The sequence below is a fragment of the Streptomyces sp. NPDC001914 genome, from assembly GCF_042891215.1.
Lineage (GTDB): Bacteria > Actinomycetota > Actinomycetes > Streptomycetales > Streptomycetaceae > Streptomyces.
Genome location: NZ_JBIASW010000010.1, coordinates 162,540 through 183,908, shown reverse-complemented (window position 1 = coordinate 183,908; position 21,369 = coordinate 162,540). Strand labels below are relative to the sequence as shown.

Genomic DNA, 21,369 nt, shown 5'->3' with positions numbered 1-21,369 from the left:
TGAACCGGCGGCCGACGGTGCCCTGTCCGCCCGCGGGCCCATGCCGTGCGCGTGCCCCCCGGAACCTGGTCGGGCCTCGCCCGCGAGTGCCCTCGCTCGGGCCGCCCCCGTCAGGCCCCGCCTCTGGACCCCATCAGGCCCGCCTCTGGACCCAGCCTCAACGCCCCCGCCCCTACCCCCGCCTCACCGCCCCCGCCCCTACGCCCCCTCTTTCAGCACCCTGGAGACCAGCTCGCGCTGGGCCTCCGTGAGCCGTGGGTCGGCGGCGTGGACCGTCCTGCCGCCCACGGTGATCTCGTAGTGGAAGCCGTCCGGAATGCCGGCCGGGGGCGTGTCCCGTCCGGCGGCGAGCGCCCGCTCGGCCAGGGCGTGCCACTCGGCGGCGTCGGGCCGTGCCGAGGTGTCCACCTCGGCACGGCGCTCGATGCCCGCGAACCCGCCCGTACGCCGTACCTCGATACGCATGGGGTCCTTCCTCGTACGACTCGGGTGCCCGGGTTACGCGGGCGTCACTCCGACCTCTTCCCAGGCCTTGGAGACCGCCTGCAGTTCCTCGCCCTCGTTGTACCGCGTCCGCGCGGCGGCGAGCGTGAGCCGGGCGAAGTCCGAGAAGAGGGCCTGCTCCGGCAGCTCCCCGCCGGTCAGCGTGTCGTACCAGATCTGCCCGGCCCGCTCCCACGCGTGGCCGCCGAGGGCCTGGGCGACGAGATAGAAGGCGTGGTTGGGGATGCCGGAGTTGATGTGGACGCCGCCGTTGTCCCGGCCGGTGCGGACGTAGCCGTCCATCGTCCCGGGCTGCGGGTCCTTGCCGAGCACGTCGTCGTCGTACGCGGTGCCCGGTGCCTTCATGGAGCGCAGGGCGGTGCCGGTGACCCGCGGGGCGAGCAGCCCGGCGCCGATCAGCCAGTCGGCCTCGGCGGCGGTCTGGCCGAGCGTGTACTGCTTGATCAGCGAGCCGAAGACGTCCGACATGGACTCGTTCAGGGCGCCCGGCTGACCGAAGTAGGTGAGGTTCGCCGTGTACTGGGTGACGCCGTGGGTCAGTTCGTGGCCGATGACGTCGACCGGGATGGTGAAGTCGAGGAAGATCTCGCCGTCGCCGTCGCCGAACACCATCTGCTCGCCGTTCCAGAAGGCGTTGTTGTAGTCGGTGTCGAAGTGCACGGTGGCGTCGAGCGGCAGGCCCTCGCCGTTGATCGAGGTGCGCTGGAAGGCGTTCAGATAGAGGTCGAAGGTCGCCCCGAGCCCGGCGTACGCGCGGTTGACGGTGGCGTCCTTGCCGGGCTTGTCGCCCTCGCCGCGGACCTTCTTGCCGGGGAGGTCCTGGCGGTGGCGGGCGTCGTAGATCGTCCGGTGCGGCGTGTGTTCCCCGGCCCCCGGTGGCGCGGCGACGGCGGGCGCTCCGATGACGGTGGTCAGCCGGCGGTGGGTGCGCTCGTAGGCGTCACGCTCGAGGGTCAGTCGAGCGGGACCGGAGAGCGCGGGGTCCTCGTGCCGGGCGAGCTGGTCGAGGACGTGGGGAGGAACGATGGTGCAGTGGACGGGCTCGTGGCCCCCGTGGGTCTTCATGCCCGGCACCCTTGCACTGAGTGACGCACATGTCACTACGTGCAACCATGATCAGTGAAATGGGGTGATAAGGAGCCGGGGATTCCGGTCGGAAGTGGTATGGCGCACTTTTTGTCCTTTTTGGGGCGCGCGGTCCCGCATACTGATACAGCCCTCCGCACGGAGCGCGGCTCCGCTAGGCTGCGGAGCATCATGCGTTTCGGGCTGCTTCTTCTTAGCTGCCGCGGCGAGGGCCTGTAGTCGAGGCCGACCCCCTCCCCGCGGAGTCTGGCGTTGCGCCGTCGGCCGTCCTTTCGGACATCCTGAGGAGCCTACGCATCATGGCGGACAGCCAGATCAGCCAGCACGCCCGTACCAACCGTCAGCGGCCCACGTCGATGCCGGTCCACAAGTACGGCCAGTACGACCAGGTCGACATCCCCGACCGCGACTGGCCGAACAACCGGATCACCGTCGCCCCCCGCTGGCTCTCCACGGATCTGCGCGACGGCAACCAGGCCCTGATCGACCCCATGTCGCCCGCGCGCAAGCGTGAGATGTTCGACCTGCTGGTCAAGATGGGCTACAAGGAGATCGAGGTCGGCTTCCCGGCGTCGGGCCAGACGGACTTCGACTTCGTCCGCTCGATCATCGAGGACGAGACCGCGATCCCGGACGACGTGACGATCTCCGTACTGACCCAGGCCCGCGAGGACCTGATCGAGCGGACCGTCGAGTCGCTGAAGGGCGCCAAGCGCGCCAACGTGCACCTGTACAACGCCACCGCGCCGGTCTTCCGCCGTGTCGTCTTCCGCGGCTCCAAGGACGACATCAAGCAGATCGCCGTCGACGGCACGCGCCTGGTCGTCGAGTACGCGGAGAAACTGCTGGGCCCCGAGACCGAGTTCGGGTACCAGTACAGCCCCGAGATCTTCACCGACACCGAGCTGGACTTCGCCCTGGAGGTCTGCGAGGCGGTCATGGACGTCTGGCAGCCCGGCCCGGGCCGCGAGATCATCCTCAACCTGCCCGCGACGGTGGAGCGTTCGACCCCCTCGACGCACGCGGACCGCTTCGAGTGGATGGGCCGCCACCTGTCCCGACGCGAGTACGTCTGCCTGTCGATCCACCCGCACAACGACCGCGGCACCGCCGTCGCCGCCGCCGAGCTGGCGCTGATGGCCGGCGCCGACCGCGTCGAGGGCTGCCTGTTCGGCCAGGGCGAGCGCACCGGCAACGTCGACCTGGTCACCCTGGGCATGAACCTGTTCTCCCAGGGCGTCGACCCGCAGATCGACTTCTCCGACATCGACGAGATCCGTCGTACGTGGGAGTACTGCAACCAGATGGAGGTCCACGCACGCCACCCGTACGTGGGCGACCTGGTCTACACGTCCTTCTCCGGCTCCCACCAGGACGCCATCAAGAAGGGCTTCGACGCCATGGAGGCCGAGGCGGCCGCGAAGGGCGTCACCGTCGACGACATCGAGTGGGCCGTCCCGTACCTGCCCATCGACCCCAAGGACGTCGGCCGTTCCTACGAGGCCGTCATCCGGGTCAACTCGCAGTCGGGCAAGGGCGGTATCGCGTACGTCCTGAAGAACGACCACAAGCTGGACCTGCCGCGCCGGATGCAGATCGAGTTCTCGAAGATCATCCAGGCGAAGACCGACGCCGAGGGCGGCGAGGTCACGCCGAAGGACATCTGGGCGACGTTCCAGGACGAGTACCTGCCCAACCCCGGCAACGCGTGGGGCCGTATCCAGGTCAGGAACGGCCAGTCCACCACGGACAAGGACGGCGTGGACACCCTGACCGTCGAGGCCACGGTCGACGGCACCGACACCGTCCTGGGCGGCACCGGCAACGGTCCGATCTCCGCCTTCTTCGACGCCCTGCAGTCCATCGGCATCGACGTGCGCCTGCTGGACTACCAGGAGCACACGATGAGCGAGGGCGCCTCCGCGCAGGCCGCGTCGTACATCGAGTGCGCGATCGGCGACAAGGTCCTGTGGGGAATCGGCATCGACGCGAACACGACACGCGCCTCGCTGAAGGCCGTCGTCTCCGCCGTCAACCGCGCGGCCCGCTGACCTCGTTCACCTGGTTCTTTCCGGCCCCGTCCGCCTTTCGAGGGGGGCGGGGCCGGGTCGTGTCCCGGCCAATTCGTGTGCAGGTCACAAGCAGGTCTCGTCGTAGGTACTGACTACACCTCACCAATGTGGCTAACATCACGCCAGCGCGGCGATGTTGCCGCGTGGTTACGGAGGTGTGCGACGTGCTGCCAGGATGGGGACGAAACGGTCGTGCAGTTCAGGTTCCCCGCATCCTGGGCACCCGTACGGCGTGGAGCACCGTGGGCGACGGGGAGTTCTTCTGCCCCGGCTGCGGCGGCGACCGCAACTACCAGCGGCTGACCGGCCGGCGCCGCTTCACTCTTCTGGGTGTTCCCGTCCTGCCGCGTGGCGAGACCGGGCCCGTCGTCGAATGCGCGGCCTGCCGCAGCCACTACGGCGCCGACGTCCTGGACCACCCCACCACCACCCGCTTCTCCGCGATGCTCCGCGACGCCGTCCACACCGTTGCCCTCGCCGTTCTCGCGGCGGGCGGCGGCTGCGCCCGCTCGTCCCTTGAGACCGCCGCCGCGACCGTCCGCTCGGCCGGCTTCGACGACTGCACCGAGGACCAGCTCAGCGCCCTCGTCGAGGCGCTGGCCGCCGACACGGGCCGCTTCTTCGGCGAGCCCTGCGGAGCGAGTCTGGCCATAGAGCTCCACGAGGCCCTGGACCCGCTGGCCCCGCACCTCGCCGTGACGGGCCGCGAGGCGATCCTCCTCCAGGGCGCCCGCATCGCCCTCGCCGACGGCCCCTACACCCCCGCCGAACGCGACGTCCTCACGACCGTCGGCGCGGCCCTGACGATCTGCTCGGACGACGTGACCCACCTCCTGGCCACGGCCCGCACCCCGTCGTAACGGCGTGGACGCCCGACGCCGCCGTACTCCCCGGGGAGTAACGGCGGCCCCGGCACACCCGGCGCAGTAGGGACCGGCTCGCTCCCGCGGGCGACGAAAGGGGGGCCTCGGGCCGGAAGTCTGGAAGCGGTAACAGACATCCGGACCGAAGGGAGGCCCTGTCCATGGGGGCCGGAGAGACAAGTACGCGGTCGCGGCGGCGGGCCGTGCCGTGGGCGGTGCTCGCGCTGTGGATCGGGCTGCTGGCCGTCGTCGGCCCGTTCGCGGCCAAGCTGTCCGACGTGCAGCACGACCGTGCCGTCGACTATCTGCCGTCGAGCGCGGATTCCACGCTGGTCGCGAAGATCGAGGACCGACTGCCCGGCGGCGAGAGCACCGAACTGGTGCTCGTCTACCACCGCGACGGAGGGCTCCGGCAGGCCGACCGGGACACCGCGGCCCGCCAGGTCGCCGCGATCACCCGCGCGAACCCGCTGACCGGCACGCCCCGGGCCGTGCCGTCCTCCGACGGCAGCACGGTGATGTACCCGGTCGCCAGCACCGCGCCCGGCACCGACGAGAAGAAGCGCGACGCGTTCGTGAACGACGTCCGCGACGTGGCCCGCGACACCGACGGGATGAGCGTCGTCGTCGGCGGGCCCGGCGCACTGGCCACCGACGCGTCCGAGGTCTACAACTCGCTCGGCGGACCGCTGCTCTACACCACGGTCGCCGTCGTCGCCGTCCTGCTCGTCCTCATCTATCGCAGCCCGCTGCTGTGGCTCGTGCCGCTCGCCGTCGCCGGGGTCGCGGACTATCTGTCGATGGGCGTCGCCTACGGCCTGCACCAGGCGTTCGGCACGAGCGTCTCCGGCCAGAGCTCGGGCATGATGACGATCCTCGTCTTCGGCGCCGGAACCGACTACGCCCTGCTGATCATCTCCCGCTACCGGGAGGAACTGCGGCGCGTCGAGCGGCCCTACGACGCCATGAAGGTGGCCCTGCGCGGCTGCGGGCCCGCCGTGCTCGCCTCCTCCGGGACCGTCGCGGCCGGACTGCTCTGCCTGCTCGCCGCCGACCTCAACAGCAGCCGGGGCATGGGACCGACCGGCACGATCGGCGTGCTCTGCGCCCTTCTCGCCATGCTGACCCTGCTGCCCGCCGTACTCGTGCTGCTCGGCCGGCGGGTGTTCTGGCCCCTCGTCCCCGCCTTCGGCAGCGAGCCGGTGCGGCGCCGGAGCCTGTTCGCGGCCATGGGGTCCTCGGCGGGCCGCCGGCCGCTCGTCGTCCTGGCGAGCGGAGCCGTCCTGCTCGGGGCGCTCGCCCTCGGCACCCTGAACCTGCCCGGTGCGCTCAAGCAGGAGGACGCCTTCGTCCACCGGCCCGACTCGGTCACCGCGATGGAGACACTCGCCCGCGCCTACCCCGGACAGGGCACCCAGCCCATCACCGTGATCACCCCCACCGGACGAACGGACGCCACACTGTCCGCCGTCCGCGGGCACACCGGTGTCGCGAGCGCCGAGCGCGGACGCAGCGGCGGCGGCTGGACCGAGATCTCCGTCATCGCGCGCGGCGCCCCGCAGTCGGCGGCCGAGACCGCCACGATCAAGGCCCTGCGGGCGGACCTCGGCGGATCGTACGTAGGCGGCCCGAGCGCCCAGCAGCTCGACCTCCAGGACACGAACGCCCGCGACCGGCTCGTCGTCGTCCCGATCGTCCTCCTCTCGGTGCTGCTCATCCTGGTCCTGCTGCTGCGCTCGCTCGTGGCGCCGCTGCTGCTCGTCGCCGCCGTCATCGCGGTGTGGGGCGCGGCCCTCGGCCTCGGCGGACTCGTCTTCGGCCCGCTGTTCGGGTTCGAGGGGACCGATCCCGGCCTCGGCCTGCTGTCCTTCGTGTTCCTGGTCGCCCTCGGCGTCGACTACGGAATCTTCCTCATGCACCGGATGCGCGAGGAATCCCTCTCCGGCGCCGAACCGGCCGCCGCCGCGCTCACCGCGCTGCGCACCACCGGGGGCGTGATCGCCTCGGCCGGCCTCGTCCTCGCGGCCACCTTCGCGGTGCTCACGAACATGGGGCTCCTCCAGCTCGTCGAACTCGGCTTCGTCATCTCGGTCGGGGTGCTGCTCGACACCTTCCTCGTCCGTACGTACCTGGTGACCAGCGCCAGCGTGGCCCTGGGGCGGAAGGTGTGGTGGCCCGGCGGCCTCTCGCGCGAACCGGCCCCCGAGGCGGCCGGGCGCCAGGAGCCCGTCGGCGTCGGCTGAGCGGTCGTACACCGGACATCGGGCGCCCCTCTCTCTCCCGGAGGGGCGCCCCCTCACGGAAGATGAAGCGGTGGACGTCAAACGCATGCTGCACCTCACCGGTTTCGGGCACCGGGGCACCACCGACCCGGCGCGGGTCCTGCGCCAGGACGCGCTGATCGCGGGCGTGCTGCTGCTCCTCGACACGACCGTGGCGCTCACCGTGCCGATGGACGGCCGGCGGCCCGACGCGCTCGGCTGGACCCTGCTGGTCGCCGCCCACGCTCCGATGGTCTTCCGCCGGCGCGCCCCGCTCCCCGCGTTCCTCGGGCTCGTCGCCTGCGTCGCCCCCTACCACGCGCTCGACTTCGACCACAGCGCACCGCTGCTCGTCTCGATGACCGCGCTGTTCACCGTCGCCGTCACGGGAAGCCCGCTGCGCTCCCTGGCCGTCGGCGGCGGGGTCATCGGCATCATGCTCACGGTCAAGTTCGGGCAGGGCGCGGCCGAGGGCGCCCAGGCGCTGCGCATCACCGGCTGGATCGTCGCGTTCATCGTGCTCGGTGTGTACGTCCGGGTGCACGGGCAGTACTTCGCCTCGGTCGTCGAACGCGCCGAGCGCGCCGAACGCACCCGCGAGGAGGAGGCCCGCCGCAGGGTCGCCGAGGAGCGCCTGCGTATCGCCCGGGACCTGCACGACCTGCTCGCCCACAGCATCACCCTGATCGGTGTGCAGACCTCCGTCGCCGCGCACGTCCTGGCCGCCGACCCCGAGCGCCTGGACCGTACGGCCGTCGCCCAGGCCCTCGACGACATCTCCGAGACCTGCCGGACCGCGCGCGGCGAACTGCGCAGCACGCTGGAGGTACTGCGCGACACCGAGCACGGCGGCGGCGACGGCCGGGGCCCGCTGCCCGGCCTCGACGGCGTGCCCGACCTGGTGGCGGCGGCACGTTCGGCGGGCGCGCGGGTGGAGGCGCCGTCCGTGGCGGGGGCCGACGGTGTTCCCACCGCCGTGGGAGCCGCCGCCTATCGCATCGTCCAGGAGGCGCTGACCAACGCGGTGCGGCACGCGGGGCCCGGGGCGGGCGTCCGCGTGGAGCTGGAGACGGACGGCTGGGCCCTGCGGGTGAGGGTCACGGACGACGGCATCGGGGACGCGGGCGGCCCGCCCGGCTTCGGTCTCGTGGGGATGCGGGAGCGGGCCCGCAGCGTGGGCGGCACCCTGGAGACGGGAACCCGGCAGGAGGGCGGATTCGCCGTACAGGCGATCCTCCCCCTCCGCACGCCCCCGCCGAACCGACGTCCGGAGCCACACCAACTCCCCGAGCCGGACCGGCACCCTGAGCGGGATCCGCGTCTGGCGTCGGATCAGAGCCCGGAGCAACACCACATCCCCGCGCCGGACCAGCGCCCGGCGACGCATCAGCCTCCGGTACCGGATCAGCGTCCCGAGCCGGACCAGCGTCCGGCGTCGGATGAGCGCCGGGTGCCAGACCAGCGTCCTGAGCGGGATCAGCCTCCGGAGCCACACCAGCTCACCGAGCCGGACCGGCGCCCGGTGTCGGGTCGGCCGGCTGTGCCGGGGCAGGTGCCCGGGGCTTTGTCCGTGCGGGGCTCGGGCGCCGTGCGCGGTGGGCCTCCCGCAGGCGGTCCCGGGGCCGGGACGGGCGAGGGTGGGGATCGATGACCATTCGCGTGGTTCTCGCCGACGACCAGAACCTCGTACGGGCCGCGTTCGCCATGCTCGTGGAGTCCGCGCGGGACATGGAGGTCGTCGGGCAGGCGGCCACCGGCCGCGAGGCCGTCGAGCTGGCCCGCGCCGGACGCGCCGACCTGGTCGTCATGGACATCCGCATGCCCGACCTCGACGGCATCGAGGCGACCCGGCTCATCGCGGCCGACGAGAACCTGGCCGGGGTCAGGGTGCTCGTGCTCACCACGTACGACACCGACGAGCACATCGTGGAGGCGCTGCGCGCGGGCGCCTCCGGCTTCCTGGTGAAGGACACCCGGCCCGCCGAACTCCTCGACGCGATCCGCACCGTCGCCGCCGGGGACGCGCTGCTCTCGCCGGGCCCCACCGCCCGGCTGGTCGCCCGCTTCCTGCGCGCCCCCTCCGCCCCCGCGCTCGCGGCGGGCGGTCCCGAGGAGCTATCCGGGCGCGAGCGCGAGGTGCTCACCCTCGTCGCGCGCGGCCTCAACAACACCGAGATCGCCGCGGCGTTGGGGCTCAGCCCGCTCACCGCGAAGACCCACGTCAGCCGCATCATGGGCAAGCTGGGCGCCCGCGACCGGACCCAGCTCGTCATCGTGGCGTACGAGTCGGGCCTGGTGACTCCCGGAGACACGGGCCGGGCCTGACCGGAGGCGGCCGAGAACCGGGGCCGCTCCCACCCCGTCAGCAGCGGCCGAAAGCGAGACCGGAATCGACTGACGTCCCGTCACCACGTCGTGCGGCCACGGGTATTGCCGCGACCCCCTGGGCACATTAGGTTCACCGGGACATCCCACGTCCCACGTTCCATGTCTGACACAGTCGACGTAGTCCAGGGAGTGTCATGACCAGCATGAGCCGCATGGTCGCGGTCACCGCCACCGCCGGAGTCCTCACCGCCCTCGCCGCCACCGGTCACGCCGCCTCGGCCGCGCCCCGCGGCGCCGGGGACTGCGTCTCCTCCGTTCCGTACACGGCGGGCCAGGACGGCTACGACACCTACCGCATCCCGGCGACCGTCACGACCCGGGCGGGCACCCTGCTCGCCTTCGCCGAGGGGCGGCACAGCGGTGCGGGCGACACCGGGAACATCGACGTCGTCCTCAGGCGCTCCTTCGACGGCGGCTGCACCTGGGGCCCGATGCGGGTCGTCGCCTCCGGGGACGGCGACACCCGCGGCAACCCGGCGCCGGTGGTGGACCCCAGGACCGGCCGGATCGTCCTGCTCACCTCCTACAACAGCGGTGCGGTCACCGAGGCGCAGATCATGCGGGGCGAGGCCACCGCCGAGCAGAGCCGGCGCGTCTTCGTCCAGACCAGCCGCGACGACGGACGGCACTTCACCGCCCCGCGGGACATCACGGACGAGGCGAAGCCGCCCGGCTGGCGCTGGTACGCCACCGGGCCCGGCCACGCGATCGCGCTGCGCCACGGACCGCACGCGGGGCGCCTGGTCGTGCCCGCCAACCACTCCGCCGCCCCGCCCGCCGGGTCCACGGACACCGGCCAGGAGGCCAGGTACTACGGGGCGCACGCGCTCTACAGCGACGACGGCGGGCGCACCTGGCGGCTCGGCTTCGTGGACGACTCCTACGACGGCACCGACAACGCCAACGAGAGCTCGGTGGCCGAACTGCCCGACGGCAGGCTCTACTTCACCTCGCGCGATCAGAACGGCACGAGCACCGGCAACCGTCTCGACTCCTACTCCAGCGACGGCGCCGAGACCCTGGACCGCCCCTTCGCCGTCCAGCCCGACCTGAACGACGTCCCCGTCGTCCAGGGCAGCGTCCTCCAGCTCACCGGCCGCTTCGCCCCGCTCCTCTTCTCGGGCCCCTCCGCCCCCACCGTCCGCCGGTCCATGGCCGTCTGGCGCAGCACGACCGCCGGCGCGGACTTCGACAAGGCGGTCACGCTGTCCGCGCGGCGAGCCGCCTACTCGGACCTCGTCCAGCTCGGCGCCTCCCGGGTCGGCATCCTCTACGAGACGGGCGACGCCGGCCCGTACGAGACCATCGAGTTCCGGCGGCTGCCGCTGAGCGGACTGCTCGGGTGAGGACGGGCTCCGGCTCAGAGCAGTCCCGCCGAGGCCAGGTACTTCCCGACGCGCTCGATCTCGCCCTGCGACAGCGGCACCTGGGGTTCCGCCGTCGCGGCGCAGTCGATGACGCCCCGCAGGGACAGCGCGGCCTTGAAGGCGCCGAGCGCCGAGGAACTGCCGCCCATCCGGGCCGGGTCGCCCACGTTCACCAGGCCGAACAGCTCGCACAGCCGCTCCTGTTCCGCCCGCGCCCGCTCCCAGTCGCCCGCCGCGCACAGCTCGTACAGCCGTACGTAGCCCACCGGGTCCACGTTGGCCAGGCCGGGGACCACGCCGTCCGCGCCGAGGGCCAGCGCCGAGTCCACGACCACCTCGGAACCGGTGAGCGACGTGAAGCCCCCGGCGCCGGGGCGGCCACGGGCGCCGGTGACGACCGTGCGGAAGGCACCGAGGTCGCCGCTGGAGTCCTTCAGACCGGCCAGGACGCCGTCGGCGGCGAGTTCGAGGACCAGTTCGGGGCTCAGCTTGGTGTGGACGGAGGCCGGGAGGTCGTACGCGAACAGGGGGAGCGCGGCGCGCTCGGCGACGAGGCGGAAGTGCCGGGCGATCTCCGCGGGATGGGTGCGGGTGTAGAACGGCGCCGTGACGACGATCGCGTCCGCGCCCGCGGCACGGGCTGCGCGCGCGTGGTCCAGGACACGGGGCGTCGTCATGTCGATGGCACCGGCCAGGACGGGGAGGCCGCCGGCGACGTGCGCCACCGTCGTCTCCACCACGAGCCTGCGCTGCGCGTCCGTCAGATAGGCCACCTCGGACGTCGAGCCGAGGACGAACAGGCCGTGCACCCCGGCGTCCACCAGGTGGTCGATCAGCCGGGTGAGCGACGGGACGTCCACCTCGCCCTCCGGTGTCAGGGGCGTGCAGACGGGCGGTACGACACCGGTCAGCGGGGCGGGGAAGGTCATGAAGGCTCCCGGATGTGCTGCTGGAACGGAACGTCGGCCAGGGCGGCGGACTCGGCCTGCGCCACCAGGGCGCGCGTCGAGTGGCCCTCCTCGACAGGATGGTGGCACCGGAAGCGGTGGCCGGGCGCCGACGCGGCCGTGAACTCCGGCATCCGGGTCGCGCACTGCGTGTCCGCCTTCCAGCAGCGGGTGCGGAAGGGGCAGCCGCTCGGCGGGTGCGTCGCCGAGGGGACGGGCCCGGTCAGCGGGATCGGCTCGACGGGATCCAGCAGGCCGGGGGTCGCCGAGAACAGCGCCCGGGTGTACGGGTGACGCGAGCCGTCGGTGACCTCGCCGGCCGGGGACTCCTCGACGATCCGGCCGAGGTACATCGTGATCACCCGGTCGCTCATCCGGCGGACGGTCTGGATGTCGTGGGACACGAACACCATGGCCAGCCCGAGGCGTTCCCGCAGATCCAGCAGGAGGTTGAGGATCTGCGCGCGCACCGACACGTCCAGCGCGCTCGTCGGCTCGTCGGCCACCACCAGAACGGGGTCCAGGGCCAGGGCGCGGGCGATCGCCACCCGCTGGCGCTGGCCGCCCGAGAGCTGTCCGGGCAGCGCGTCCGCTAGCGCCCGGGGCAGGCCGACCAGGGACATCAGCTCCTTCACCCGGTCCGCCCGTTCGGCCGCGCCGCCGCGCCGGTGCACGTCCAGCGGGTCGCGCAGGATCCGGTGCACGGGCATCCGCCGGTTCAGGGCCGTCGACGGATCCTGGAAGATCATGCCCGTGCCGGCACCGACCACCGTGCGCCGCTCGTCCGGCTTCAGGGACCACAGGTCGCGGCCGTGGAAGGTCACCGTGCCGGACGTCGGCCGCTGCACCCCCACCAGCACCTTCGCCAGCGTCGACTTGCCGCAGCCCGACTCGCCGACCACGCCGATCGTCTCGCCCGGCGCGACGGTGAGATCGACGCCGGTCAGCGCGTACACCCGGTCCCGGGTGAACACACCGCCGCTGCGCGCCCGGTGGACGACGTGCGTGTCGGAGAGCCGGACGAGCGGGTCCGCCGGGGATGAACTCATGTCACGGCCTCGCTCTCGGTGGTCACCAGGTCGACGGCCGGGTGGTGGCAGGCCGCCGTGTGCGCGGGCGTGCCGAGGAGGTCGGGTGCCGTCGTCCGGCACGTCTCGTCGGCCATCGGACACCGGTCGGCGAACCGGCAGCCGGCCGGGAAGTCTGCGGGGGAGGGGACGACCCCCCTGATCTGCGTCATGCGCTCGGCCGCCGACTCCAGGGACAGGACGCTGCCCAGCAGCCCGCGCGTGTAGTGGTGGGCCGGGGACTCCACCAGGTCCGCCGTCACCCCCGTCTCGACGATCTGACCGCCGTACATCACGACCACCCGGTCGGTGACCGCCGAGATCAGCGCGAGGTCGTGCGAGACGAGGACCAGGGCGAAGTCCAGTTCCGCCCGCAGCCGCAACAGCAGCTCCATGACCTGCGCCTGGACCGTCACGTCCAGGGCCGTCGTCGGTTCGTCCGCCACGATCAGCGCGGGCTCGCGGGACAGCGCCATCGCGATCAGCACGCGCTGGCGCTGGCCCCCGGACAGCTCGTGCGGGTAACTGCGCAGGGTCCGCCCGGGGTCGAGGCCGACCAGGGCGAGGAGCTCGGCCGCCGTGCGCCTGCCGCCCCGCCGTATCACCTGCCCCAGCTGCGCCCTGATCGTCATCGCCGGGTTCAGCGACGACAGCGCGTCCTGGTAGACCATCGCCATCTCGTGGCCCAGCAGTCGGCGCCGTACCCGCATCGGCTCGCCCACCAACTGCCGCTGCCGGAACCGGACCTGGCCGCGCACCCGGGCGCCCTTGGGCTCCAGGCCCATCACGGTCAGGGCCGTCAGCGACTTCCCGCAGCCCGACTCGCCGACCAGACCGAGGACTTCGCCGGGGTACACCTCGAAGCTGATGCCGTCGACGATGTCCACACCGCCGTGCCGGTGGTCGAAGCCGATGGCCAGACGCTCGACGGCGAGGACGGGGTGCCCGTCCGTGACGGGCGGTCGCGCCCGTGCCCGCAGCCGGGCCGCCGCCGCGGCGAGACCGGGCAGTTCGACGACCGCGCCGCCGCCCGGCTCCGGGGCTTCGAGACGGTCCTCGGCGGGTGGTACGGACACCTCCCGGGCGGCCGGCGCGGCCCACGCGTCGGAGACGCCCTCGGAGAGGATGTTCAGCGACAGCACGGTGACCAGCATCAGCAGGCCGGGGAAGACGGTGGCCCACCAGCCGCCGGTCAGCACCATGTTCTTGCCGTCGGCGATGACGCTGCCCCAGGACGGGTCCGGGGGCCGTACGCCCGCGCCGATGAAGGACAGCGAGGCCTCGAACACGATCGCCTCGGCGACCTGCACGGTGCAGAACACCAGGACCGGGGCCGCGCAGTTGACGGCCACGTGGCGCAGCACGATGTGCGGGGTGCGGGCGCCGATGACCCGCTCGGCGGTGACGTAGTCCTCGCCGTACTGGTCGAGCACGTTCGCCCGGACGACCCGGGCGAGGGGCGGGGTGAACAGGAACGCGATCGCGCAGATCAGTACGGTGATGCCGCCGCCGAACACGGCGACGAGCACGGCGGCCAGCGCGATGCCCGGGAACGCCATCACCACGTCGAGAGCGCGCATCAGCGTCTCGTCGACCGCCTTGCGCGAGGTCGCGGCGAGCGCGCCGAGCAACGCGCCCACGACCAGGGCGAGGGCGGTGGCGCCGAGGCCGATGGCCAGGGACCAGCGCGCTCCGTACATCAGCCGGCTGAGGATGTCCCGGCCGAGGCTGTCCTGCCCCATCCAGTGGTCCGCCGACGGATGCCCGGTGCCGTCCGTCTGCGGCTGCTGGTCGAGCGGGTCGTGCGGCGCGAGCAGCGGGGCGAACACCGCCACCACGAGGACCACGGCGAGGAAGCAGACCGCGATCCGCGACAGCGCCGGCAGTCTGCGCCGGCCGCGCAGCCGGACGCCGGGGCGGGCGAGGGCCCTGGCGAGTTCCTTCCGCGTGTACATCAGGTCGCATCCCTCAGTCGTGGGTTGACCAGCAGATACAGGATGTCGATGGCGAGGTTCACGACCACGAAGCCGAAGGCGGTGGTCAGGACGACGCCCTGCACGACGGCGGGGTCGCCGTTCTGCACGGCGTCGATCATCAGCTTGCCCATGCCGGGCAGCGAGAAGATCGTCTCGATGACGACCGCCCCGCCCAGCAGATAGCCGACGCGCAGCCCCAGCACGGTGAGCGGGTTCATCAGGGCGTTGCGCAGGACGTTGCGGCCGACGACCACCCGCGGCGGCAGCCCGCTGCCGATCGCCGTGCGGACGTAGTCCTTGTCCAGTTCCTCGACCACGGACGTCCGGACGATCCGGGTGAGCTGGGCCGCGACCGGCAGGGACAGGGCGAGCGCCGGAAGCGCCATGGTCTTCAGCCAGCCGGTCGGCGAGTCCGCCGGGTTGACGTAGCCGCCGGTGGGGAACCAGCCCCGGTCGACGGCGAGGTACTGGATCATCAGCAGCGCCAGCCAGAACCCCGGTGCGGCGACCCCGGTCAGGGACACCACCCGGATGATCTGGTCGGGCAGCCGGTCACGGTGGATCGCGGCCGTGACCCCGCCGAGCAGCGCCAGCACCACCGCGATGCCGAGCCCCAGGAAGGTGAGCTGGAGCGTGAGCGGCAGCGCGGTGGTGACCTGTTCGACGACCGGCGCCCGGGTCAGCGCGCTGGTGCCCATGTCGCCGTGCAGCAGGTCTCCCACGAAGTGGACGTAGCGCACGGGCAGCGGATCGAGCAGTCCGTTCCGCTCCCTGAAGTCGTGCAGCTGCCCGGGGGTCGGGTTGGCGCCCTGGAAGAACGCGGAGGCCGGATCGACGTCCGAGAACCGCATCACCAGGAAGACGAACAGGACGATCCCGAGCATCAGCGGCACGAGCAGCGCGACGCGGCGCAGCAGGATCCTGACGATGGCGACCACGTACGGACTCCCCTGTCGCCTAGACCCACTTGGCTTGCAGCAGGTTGATGCCCGGATAGGGCTGGGGCCTTATCCCGGCGAGCCGGCGCGGATTCCACGCCGTCATCAGCTCGTTGTGCACGACCGGGTAGAGCACCGCCTGTTCGGCGACGACGTCGATGTAGTCCTGGATCATCGTCTTCTTCTTGTCGGCGTCCGGTTCCCGCGTCGCCCGGTCCATGTCCTTGAAGAGCTGCTTCGCGACCGGGTCGCCGGCCCAGCGGGCGTAGCCCATCCAGAGGTTCTGGGGGCCGTAGTTGTAGTGCATGATCAGGTCGGCGTCGAGGCCGAACTGGTTGGGGTTCGAGGCGGCGGCCACGACCTGGTAGTCCTGCTTCTGGTCCATCTTGGTGAACACGGCCGTGGTCTCCTGCGGGGCAAGGGTCGTCTCCACGCCGATCGCGTCCCAGGACGCCTTGATGGTCGGCAGGCAGTCGACGATCCAGCTCACGTTCACCGACATGATCTCGATCTTCAGCCCCTCGACCCCGGCCTCCTTCAGGAGCTTCTTCGCCTTCTGAGGGTCGTAGGAGTAGACCGTCTTCGCGGGCCGGTAGGAGGGGTTGGCCTCGTTGAGGAAGGAACTCGACGGCTTCCCGTGCCCCCTGAGCGCGACCTCGACCATCTTGCCGGTGTCGATGGCGTAGTGCAGCGCCTGACGGACGCGGACGTCGTCGAACGGCTTGTGCCTGGTGTTGAACATCAGGAACAGGTTGTTCATGCCGGCGCCGCCCTGGACGGTCATGCCGCCCCTGCGCAGCTGTGTGATGTTGGCGTACGGGATGTTGTCGGCGATCTGGGCCCCGGCGCTCGCCCCGGAGATCTTCGCGACGCGGGGCGCGGCGTCCACTATGGTCAGCCAGTTCATCTTCCGGAAGGTGGCCCTGCGCGGCCCGTTGTAGGCGGCGAAGGCCTCGAACGTCGTGTTGGACTTCGGATGGTGCGCGGTCTGCCGGTAGGGGCCCGAGCCGACCGCCTTGCCCTTGATCGCGTCGTCCCAGGCGCCCGGCCGCGAGAAGACGTGCTGGGGCATGATCTTCGCCAGGGTGAGCCGGGAGATCCCCTCGGGGAAGGGGAACTTGAGGACCAGCTCGACGTTCTGCGCGTCGATCTTGCGTACTTCCTTCAGCCAGGGGGCGAAGAAGCCCTTGGCCAGGGTCTGGGTCTTCGGGTCGAGGATCCGGTCGAAGACGAACACCACGTCGTCGGCGGTCACCGGCTTCCCGTCGTGGAACGTGGCACCGGCGCGCAGCGTGAACTTCCAGGACGTGCCGGTGAGGTCGGCGGGCACCTGGGTGGCGAGCGCGGCGTAGGGCTCGCGGGAGATCGGGTCGGTGTCGAGCAGCCCCTCGTAGATGTGGTTGTTGGCGGCCATGCAGAAGGCGGACGCGGTCTGCGTCGGGTCCCAGCTTCCGTCGTTCCCGTAGCCGATCACGGCCGTCAGCGTGGCGTTCCGTCCGCCGCCCGAACCGCCGGTGTCGTTCGTCGACTCCGGCCCGGACGAGCAGGCGCCGAGCGTCGAGGAGAGGGCGGCGGCCGCGCCCAGGGCCCCGGTGTACTTCAGGAACGACCGGCGGTGCGGCGCCGGAGCGGGGTTCACGTCGCGCACGGTTCCTCCAGCAAGGAGTGGTCCAGTTGAACGGTCCGGTGAGGGAGTGGAGCGGTCGGTGCGTCCGGCCCCGGGTGCAGGAGATACGACGTCCTACGTCATGGGCGGCAGCGCGACCATAGGAAAGGGCGCGGAGGGGGTCAAGGGCCCGGACGCGAATGGCGTATCTTCCACAGGCGCGACCAATGGCGGTATGAAACAGGGGCAGTTGGCCGAGACTTGGCGTTTGATCAGCCCGGAGGTGGGACGTCCGATGTCCAGCGAGCGTACGATGCGGCGCATGCCTGAGGAGACCGGGAACCGGCGCCGGCCCGAGCGCCGGGTGAGCAGCCAGATCCAGCGCGAGGTCATGCAGCTGATCCTCGACCAGGGGCTTCCGGCCGGTGCGCCGCTGCCCACCGAGACCGAGCTGATGAACGATCTCGGCGTGAGCCGCAACTCGGTCCGCGAGGCGCTCAAGGCCCTCCAGGCGCTCGACGTAGTCGAGATCCGGCACGGCTACGGCACCTATGTGGGTGAGGCGTCCATGACGCCGTTCGTCGACGGACTGACCTTCCGCACACTCGCCCGTCCGGACGATCCGACCGCGGCGCTGGCCGAGATCCTCCAGGTCCGCGAGGTGCTGGAGGAAGGGCTGATAAGCCGCGTGGTCCAGGTGCTGACCGAGGAGGAGCTCGACCGGCTCGAATCCGTCGTCACGGAGATGGAGACGGCGGGCGACGACGGCCGCTCCTTCCCCGAACTCGACAGCGAGTTCCACGAGTTGCTGTACGCCTCGCTGGGCAACCCGCTCGTTCCCCAACTGCTCGGCGCGTTCTGGACCGTCTTCCGGCGGGTCGCCGTGGTGCGCGGCTGGACCGAGGACGTCACCCCGGAGGTCACGGCCCGCCGCCACCGCGACATCCTCGCCGCCCTGCGGCTGCGGGACGTCGAGGGCGCCCGGCGCGCGATGGCGGACCACTTCCGGGGCATCGAGGCCCGGGCCGCCCAGGGCTCGCACGGCGTGAGCTGACCGGGAACCCCGCCCGGCCCGTGTCGGCGGGGGTTCCCCGGGCCCGCGCACCGGCCCGCCCCGCTCCACGTTCTAGGCGGCGGCGGTCCCGTTTCCGGCCCCGATCCCGGGAGCCGGGCCCGCGCACCCGCCTACGCTGGTCCCGTGGCCGAGACCGAACCCGAACACGAACCCGACGCGCCGACCGGCGTGAGCGCCCTCGCCGCCTCCGGCGGCACCTGGGACGCGGACGGCCCGGGGGTGCTGGCGCTGCCCTCCGGCCGGCTGATCCGGGGCCGGGCGCTGCGCAGGCCGCTTCCGGCCGGGGGGAGCCCCGTGCCGGCGTACGCCGTGTACCTGCTCGGTGGACAGCCGCCCCCGGTCCCCTGGGAGGCCCACTGGCTGCGCTGGCCGGACTTCCGGCTGCCCGCCGACCGGGCTCAGGCCCGCGCCGTGCTCACGGAGGCCTGGCGGCGCGCCGCGGACGAACGCGTCGAGATCGCCTGCTACGGCGGCCGGGGCCGCACCGGCACGGCCCTTGCCTGTGTCGCCGTCCTCGACGGCGTGCCGCCCCGGGAAGCGGTGGCCTACGTACGCCGGCACTACGACCGGCACGCGGCGGAGACACCGTGGCAGCGCGCGTACGTACGCCGCTTCGGTACCCCCGGCTGACCCCCGGGATCCGCGGGCCCGCGCCGTGGCCGTGGTTCAGCGCGTCGTGGGTGTCACGCGCCGCCGGGACTCCCCGCCCCGGACGTGAAGTGCCCGCCGAGGAAGGCGGTCCAGGCGTCCGCGCCGATCAGCAGGACGGGTCCGTCCGGCAGCTTGCTGTCCCGGACGGGCACGAGCAGGGGGACTCCGTCGGCGACTTCGAGGCAGCTGCCGCCGTTGTCGTCGCTGTACGTACTTTTGCGCCACTGAGTGAGGCTCAGGTCGTACTCGCGCATCGTCTGTGATCCTCCGACGCCGATTCGATCAGAGACAAGGACGCGTCCGGCGGCAGCGCGACGGCCCTGAGCAGATCGTATGCGTCCTGCACCCGCCGAACCAGGGCCGGTTCGTCCAGGAGGTTGCCCGAATACACGGCCTCTGTATAGGCGGTCGGCGGGGCGTCGGCGAACTCCATGAGCTGGACCATCCGCCCTATGAGCGGGTACGCCCCGACCGAGTACGGCAGCACCTGCACGAGGACCCGCCGCCCTCGGACGAGGCCCACGACGTGGTCCAGTTGTTCGGCCATCGACGCCGGCCCGCCGACCGGGACCCGCAGCACCTGCTCATGAAGGATCACCCAGTAGACGGGCGCCCTCGTGCCGTCCAGGATGCGCGCCCTCTCGCGGCGGGCGCTCACCTTCTCCTCGACGTACTCATCGGTGGCGAACGGGTTGCCCGCCACCATGACGGCCCGCGCATACCCCGCCGTCTGCAGAAGACCCGGCACCAGCGCGGGCGCGAACTCCGCGATCTTCGTTGCCGTCCGCTCCAGTTCGACGACCGCCGCGAAATACCCCGCGTAGCGCTGGTCGTCGATGAGCTTGTGCCACATCCGCTCGAAGAAGCCGTCGCCGCCCAGCAGAGCGTCGATGCGCCGGGCCACGTCCAACTGCGGCTTGCGGACGGCCTGTTCGAACTGGCCGATATAGCCGCCGGAGACGAAAACCCGACCTCCCAGTTCCACTTGTGTGAAACCTGCGTCCTCCCTGCGTCGTTTCAGTTCTGAACCGAAAAACTCCCAGGCGGCCTGCCGCGAACCGTTGGCCATGGGCCAACCCCCTTGCACTGCACCGCGCTTGTAGCGGAGGGAACCCTGCCGATTCTAGATGCGGAGCGTCACGATGAAGACGCGAAGCGTGAAATCGACGAGGGGCGGCGGGCCGGTTGAAGGAAGAACACGCACGAGCACACGCGCCGACGCACGGACGAAAGCACGAAGGAACGCACGGACAGACCCACGTACACGCGCCACCCGACGGGCGGCGGGACTCGGCGCACTGCGTCGAAGAGGCGGAGGAGACTGTGCAGGACTTACGGACGGCGCTCGCGCGGGCCGGCATCACCTTGCCGTCCCTGCGGATCGACCCGGCGAGCCTGGCGCGCGACACCCCCTGTCCGCTGATCCTCCTCGGCGGCTGCTCCGTCGAGGTCGCGGCCCGGCTCGCGGCGGCCCTGCGATGAAGGCGGCGCCGCCGCCGACCGGCTGCTGCGCCGTCGACACCCGCACGGGCAGGGTCGGCGTGGTCATGGGGTACGAGGGGCCGTACGTACAGCTCAGGCCGCTCGGCGGCGGCAGGGAGTGGGACTGCCTGCCGGAGGCCGTCCGGGAGGCGACACCGACGGAGCGGATCAGCGCGGCGACCGCGTACGTGAACGCCCGCAGCCGCGGCGAGGTGTCGTGACGAGGGTCCCAGAGGCAATGCGGCCCGACCGGGCCGGGTGGCGTGTGCCGTAGGCGAGAATGGGCCTCATGAGTCTGTTCCGCGACGACGGCATCGTGCTGCGCACCCAGAAGCTGGGTGAGGCGGACCGGATCATCACGCTGCTCACGCGCGGTCACGGCCGAGTGCGGGCGGTGGCGCGCGGCGTCCGGCGGACCAAGTCGAAGTTCGGGGCGCGCCTCGAACCCTTCTCCCACGTGGACGTGCAGTTCTTCGCGCGGGGCAGTGAACTGATCGGCCGCGGACTGCCCCTGTGCACACAGAGCGAGACCATCGCTCCGTACGGTGGCGGGATCGTCACCGACTACCCGCGCTACACCGCGGGCACCGCGATGCTGGAGACGGCCGAGCGGTTCACCGACCACGAGGGCGAGCCCGCGGTGCAGCAGTATCTGCTGCTGGTCGGCGGGCTGCGCACCCTCGCCCGGGGCGAGCACGAACCGCACCTCGTCCTCGACGCCTTCCTGCTGCGCTCCCTCGCGGTCAACGGCTACGCGCCCAGCTTCAGCGACTGTGCCAAATGCGGCATGCCGGGACCGAACCGCTTCTTCTCGGTCGCGGCGGGAGGAACCGTATGCGCCGACTGCCGGGTGCCCGGCAGCGTCGTACCCTCGCCTCAGGCCCTCGAACTCCTCGGCGCGCTGCTCACGGGAGACTGGGAGACCGCGGACGCGTGCGAGCCGCGGCACGTCCGGGAGGGCAGCGGGCTGGTGTCGGCCTATCTGCACTGGCATCTGGAGCGCGGCCTGCGCTCCTTGCGGTACGTGGAGAAGTAGGCGCCACCCGGGCGGTCCGGGGCGGCAAAAACGCACGGGCGCGGTACGGA

At 71.9% G+C, this 21,369-nt stretch carries 19 protein-coding genes and 1 pseudogene; 11 read left to right on the top strand and 9 right to left on the bottom strand.

What is annotated here, in order from left to right:
* Positions 1-198: 198 nt before the first annotated feature.
* The gene (locus ACFYYF_RS27340; RefSeq protein ID WP_361690571.1) at positions 199-465 is read right to left on the bottom strand and encodes a protealysin inhibitor emfourin; all 267 of its coding nucleotides are present in this window, start codon (positions 463-465) and stop codon (positions 199-201) included.
* Between the two features lie 33 nt (positions 466-498).
* Positions 499-1,569, bottom strand: coding sequence for a M4 family metallopeptidase (locus ACFYYF_RS27335; protein ID WP_388780173.1), 1,071 nt, complete (start codon positions 1,567-1,569; stop codon positions 499-501).
* 320 nt (positions 1,570-1,889) lie between these two features.
* Here ACFYYF_RS27335 and leuA point away from each other — a divergent pair, with 320 nt between their 5' ends.
* The 6 genes and pseudogenes from leuA to ACFYYF_RS27305 all read left to right on the top strand — a co-directional run bounded on the left by leuA (position 1,890) and on the right by ACFYYF_RS27305 (position 10,520).
* The gene (leuA, locus tag ACFYYF_RS27330) at positions 1,890-3,641 is read left to right on the top strand and encodes a 2-isopropylmalate synthase (protein WP_361690577.1); all 1,752 of its coding nucleotides are present in this window, start codon (positions 1,890-1,892) and stop codon (positions 3,639-3,641) included.
* A 185-nt stretch (positions 3,642-3,826) separates the two neighbouring features.
* The gene (locus tag ACFYYF_RS27325; RefSeq protein ID WP_388780171.1) at positions 3,827-4,522 is read left to right on the top strand and encodes a TerB family tellurite resistance protein; all 696 of its coding nucleotides are present in this window, start codon (positions 3,827-3,829) and stop codon (positions 4,520-4,522) included.
* A 164-nt stretch (positions 4,523-4,686) separates the two neighbouring features.
* A complete protein-coding gene (locus ACFYYF_RS27320; protein WP_388780169.1) occupies positions 4,687-6,768 on the top strand; it encodes an MMPL family transporter in 2,082 nt (693 codons plus the stop codon).
* 85 nt (positions 6,769-6,853) lie between these two features.
* Positions 6,854-8,029 (top strand): annotated as a pseudogene (locus ACFYYF_RS27315) (sensor histidine kinase); the annotation flags it as partial.
* Positions 8,030-8,433: 404 nt separating this feature from the next.
* A complete protein-coding gene (locus tag ACFYYF_RS27310; protein WP_388780167.1) occupies positions 8,434-9,111 on the top strand; it encodes a response regulator in 678 nt (225 codons plus the stop codon).
* Positions 9,112-9,308: 197 nt separating this feature from the next.
* Positions 9,309-10,520: an exo-alpha-sialidase gene (locus tag ACFYYF_RS27305; protein WP_388780165.1), complete on the top strand. Its 1,212-nt coding sequence runs from the start codon at positions 9,309-9,311 to the stop codon at positions 10,518-10,520.
* Positions 10,521-10,534: 14 nt separating this feature from the next.
* Here ACFYYF_RS27305 and ACFYYF_RS27300 read toward each other — a convergent pair whose 3' ends face one another.
* The 5 genes from ACFYYF_RS27300 to ACFYYF_RS27280 are packed head-to-tail and all read right to left on the bottom strand — an operon-like array spanning position 10,535 to position 17,117.
* Positions 10,535-11,470, bottom strand: a complete 936-nt coding sequence (locus ACFYYF_RS27300) for a dihydrodipicolinate synthase family protein (RefSeq protein WP_388780163.1) — start codon at positions 11,468-11,470, stop codon at positions 10,535-10,537.
* A complete protein-coding gene (locus tag ACFYYF_RS27295) occupies positions 11,467-12,537 on the bottom strand; it encodes an oligopeptide/dipeptide ABC transporter ATP-binding protein (protein WP_388780161.1) in 1,071 nt (356 codons plus the stop codon). The genes ACFYYF_RS27300 and ACFYYF_RS27295 overlap by 4 nt, the downstream gene beginning before the upstream one ends.
* On the bottom strand, positions 12,534-14,510 hold the full coding sequence (locus ACFYYF_RS27290; protein ID WP_388780159.1) for a dipeptide/oligopeptide/nickel ABC transporter permease/ATP-binding protein: 1,977 nt from the start codon (positions 14,508-14,510) through the stop codon (positions 12,534-12,536). The genes ACFYYF_RS27295 and ACFYYF_RS27290 overlap by 4 nt, the downstream gene beginning before the upstream one ends.
* The gene (locus ACFYYF_RS27285) at positions 14,510-15,469 is read right to left on the bottom strand and encodes an ABC transporter permease (RefSeq protein ID WP_388780157.1); all 960 of its coding nucleotides are present in this window, start codon (positions 15,467-15,469) and stop codon (positions 14,510-14,512) included. The genes ACFYYF_RS27290 and ACFYYF_RS27285 overlap by 1 nt, the downstream gene beginning before the upstream one ends.
* Positions 15,470-15,488: 19 nt before the next feature.
* Entirely contained in the window at positions 15,489-17,117 is a 1,629-nt protein-coding gene (locus tag ACFYYF_RS27280; RefSeq protein WP_388780155.1) for an ABC transporter substrate-binding protein, read from the bottom strand.
* Positions 17,118-17,388: 271 nt separating this feature from the next.
* On the opposite strand from ACFYYF_RS27280, the gene ACFYYF_RS27275 reads away from it, so the two are divergent.
* The gene (locus ACFYYF_RS27275; protein WP_388780352.1) at positions 17,389-18,129 is read left to right on the top strand and encodes a FadR/GntR family transcriptional regulator; all 741 of its coding nucleotides are present in this window, start codon (positions 17,389-17,391) and stop codon (positions 18,127-18,129) included.
* Positions 18,130-18,318: 189 nt separating this feature from the next.
* Positions 18,319-18,780: a protein phosphatase gene (locus ACFYYF_RS27270; RefSeq protein WP_388780350.1), complete on the top strand. Its 462-nt coding sequence runs from the start codon at positions 18,319-18,321 to the stop codon at positions 18,778-18,780.
* 53 nt (positions 18,781-18,833) lie between these two features.
* On the opposite strand, the gene ACFYYF_RS27265 is transcribed toward ACFYYF_RS27270, so the two are convergent.
* On the bottom strand, positions 18,834-19,055 hold the full coding sequence (locus ACFYYF_RS27265) for a DUF397 domain-containing protein (RefSeq protein WP_388780153.1): 222 nt from the start codon (positions 19,053-19,055) through the stop codon (positions 18,834-18,836).
* Positions 19,037-19,870, bottom strand: coding sequence for a helix-turn-helix domain-containing protein (locus tag ACFYYF_RS27260; protein WP_388780151.1), 834 nt, complete (start codon positions 19,868-19,870; stop codon positions 19,037-19,039). Before ACFYYF_RS27260 ends, ACFYYF_RS27265 begins: the two co-directional genes overlap by 19 nt.
* A gap of 254 nt (positions 19,871-20,124) precedes the next feature.
* Here ACFYYF_RS27260 and ACFYYF_RS27255 point away from each other — a divergent pair, with 254 nt between their 5' ends.
* The 3 genes from ACFYYF_RS27255 to recO all read left to right on the top strand — a co-directional run bounded on the left by ACFYYF_RS27255 (position 20,125) and on the right by recO (position 21,319).
* Positions 20,125-20,283 carry a hypothetical protein gene (locus tag ACFYYF_RS27255; protein WP_361690615.1) on the top strand — a complete coding sequence of 53 codons (159 nt, stop codon included), beginning with the start codon at positions 20,125-20,127 and terminating at the stop codon, positions 20,281-20,283.
* Entirely contained in the window at positions 20,280-20,504 is a 225-nt protein-coding gene (locus tag ACFYYF_RS27250; protein ID WP_388780149.1) for a hypothetical protein, read from the top strand. The genes ACFYYF_RS27255 and ACFYYF_RS27250 overlap by 4 nt, the downstream gene beginning before the upstream one ends.
* 68 nt (positions 20,505-20,572) lie before the next feature.
* Positions 20,573-21,319 carry a DNA repair protein RecO gene (recO, locus tag ACFYYF_RS27245; protein WP_361690621.1) on the top strand — a complete coding sequence of 249 codons (747 nt, stop codon included), beginning with the start codon at positions 20,573-20,575 and terminating at the stop codon, positions 21,317-21,319.
* Positions 21,320-21,369 lie beyond the last annotated feature (50 nt).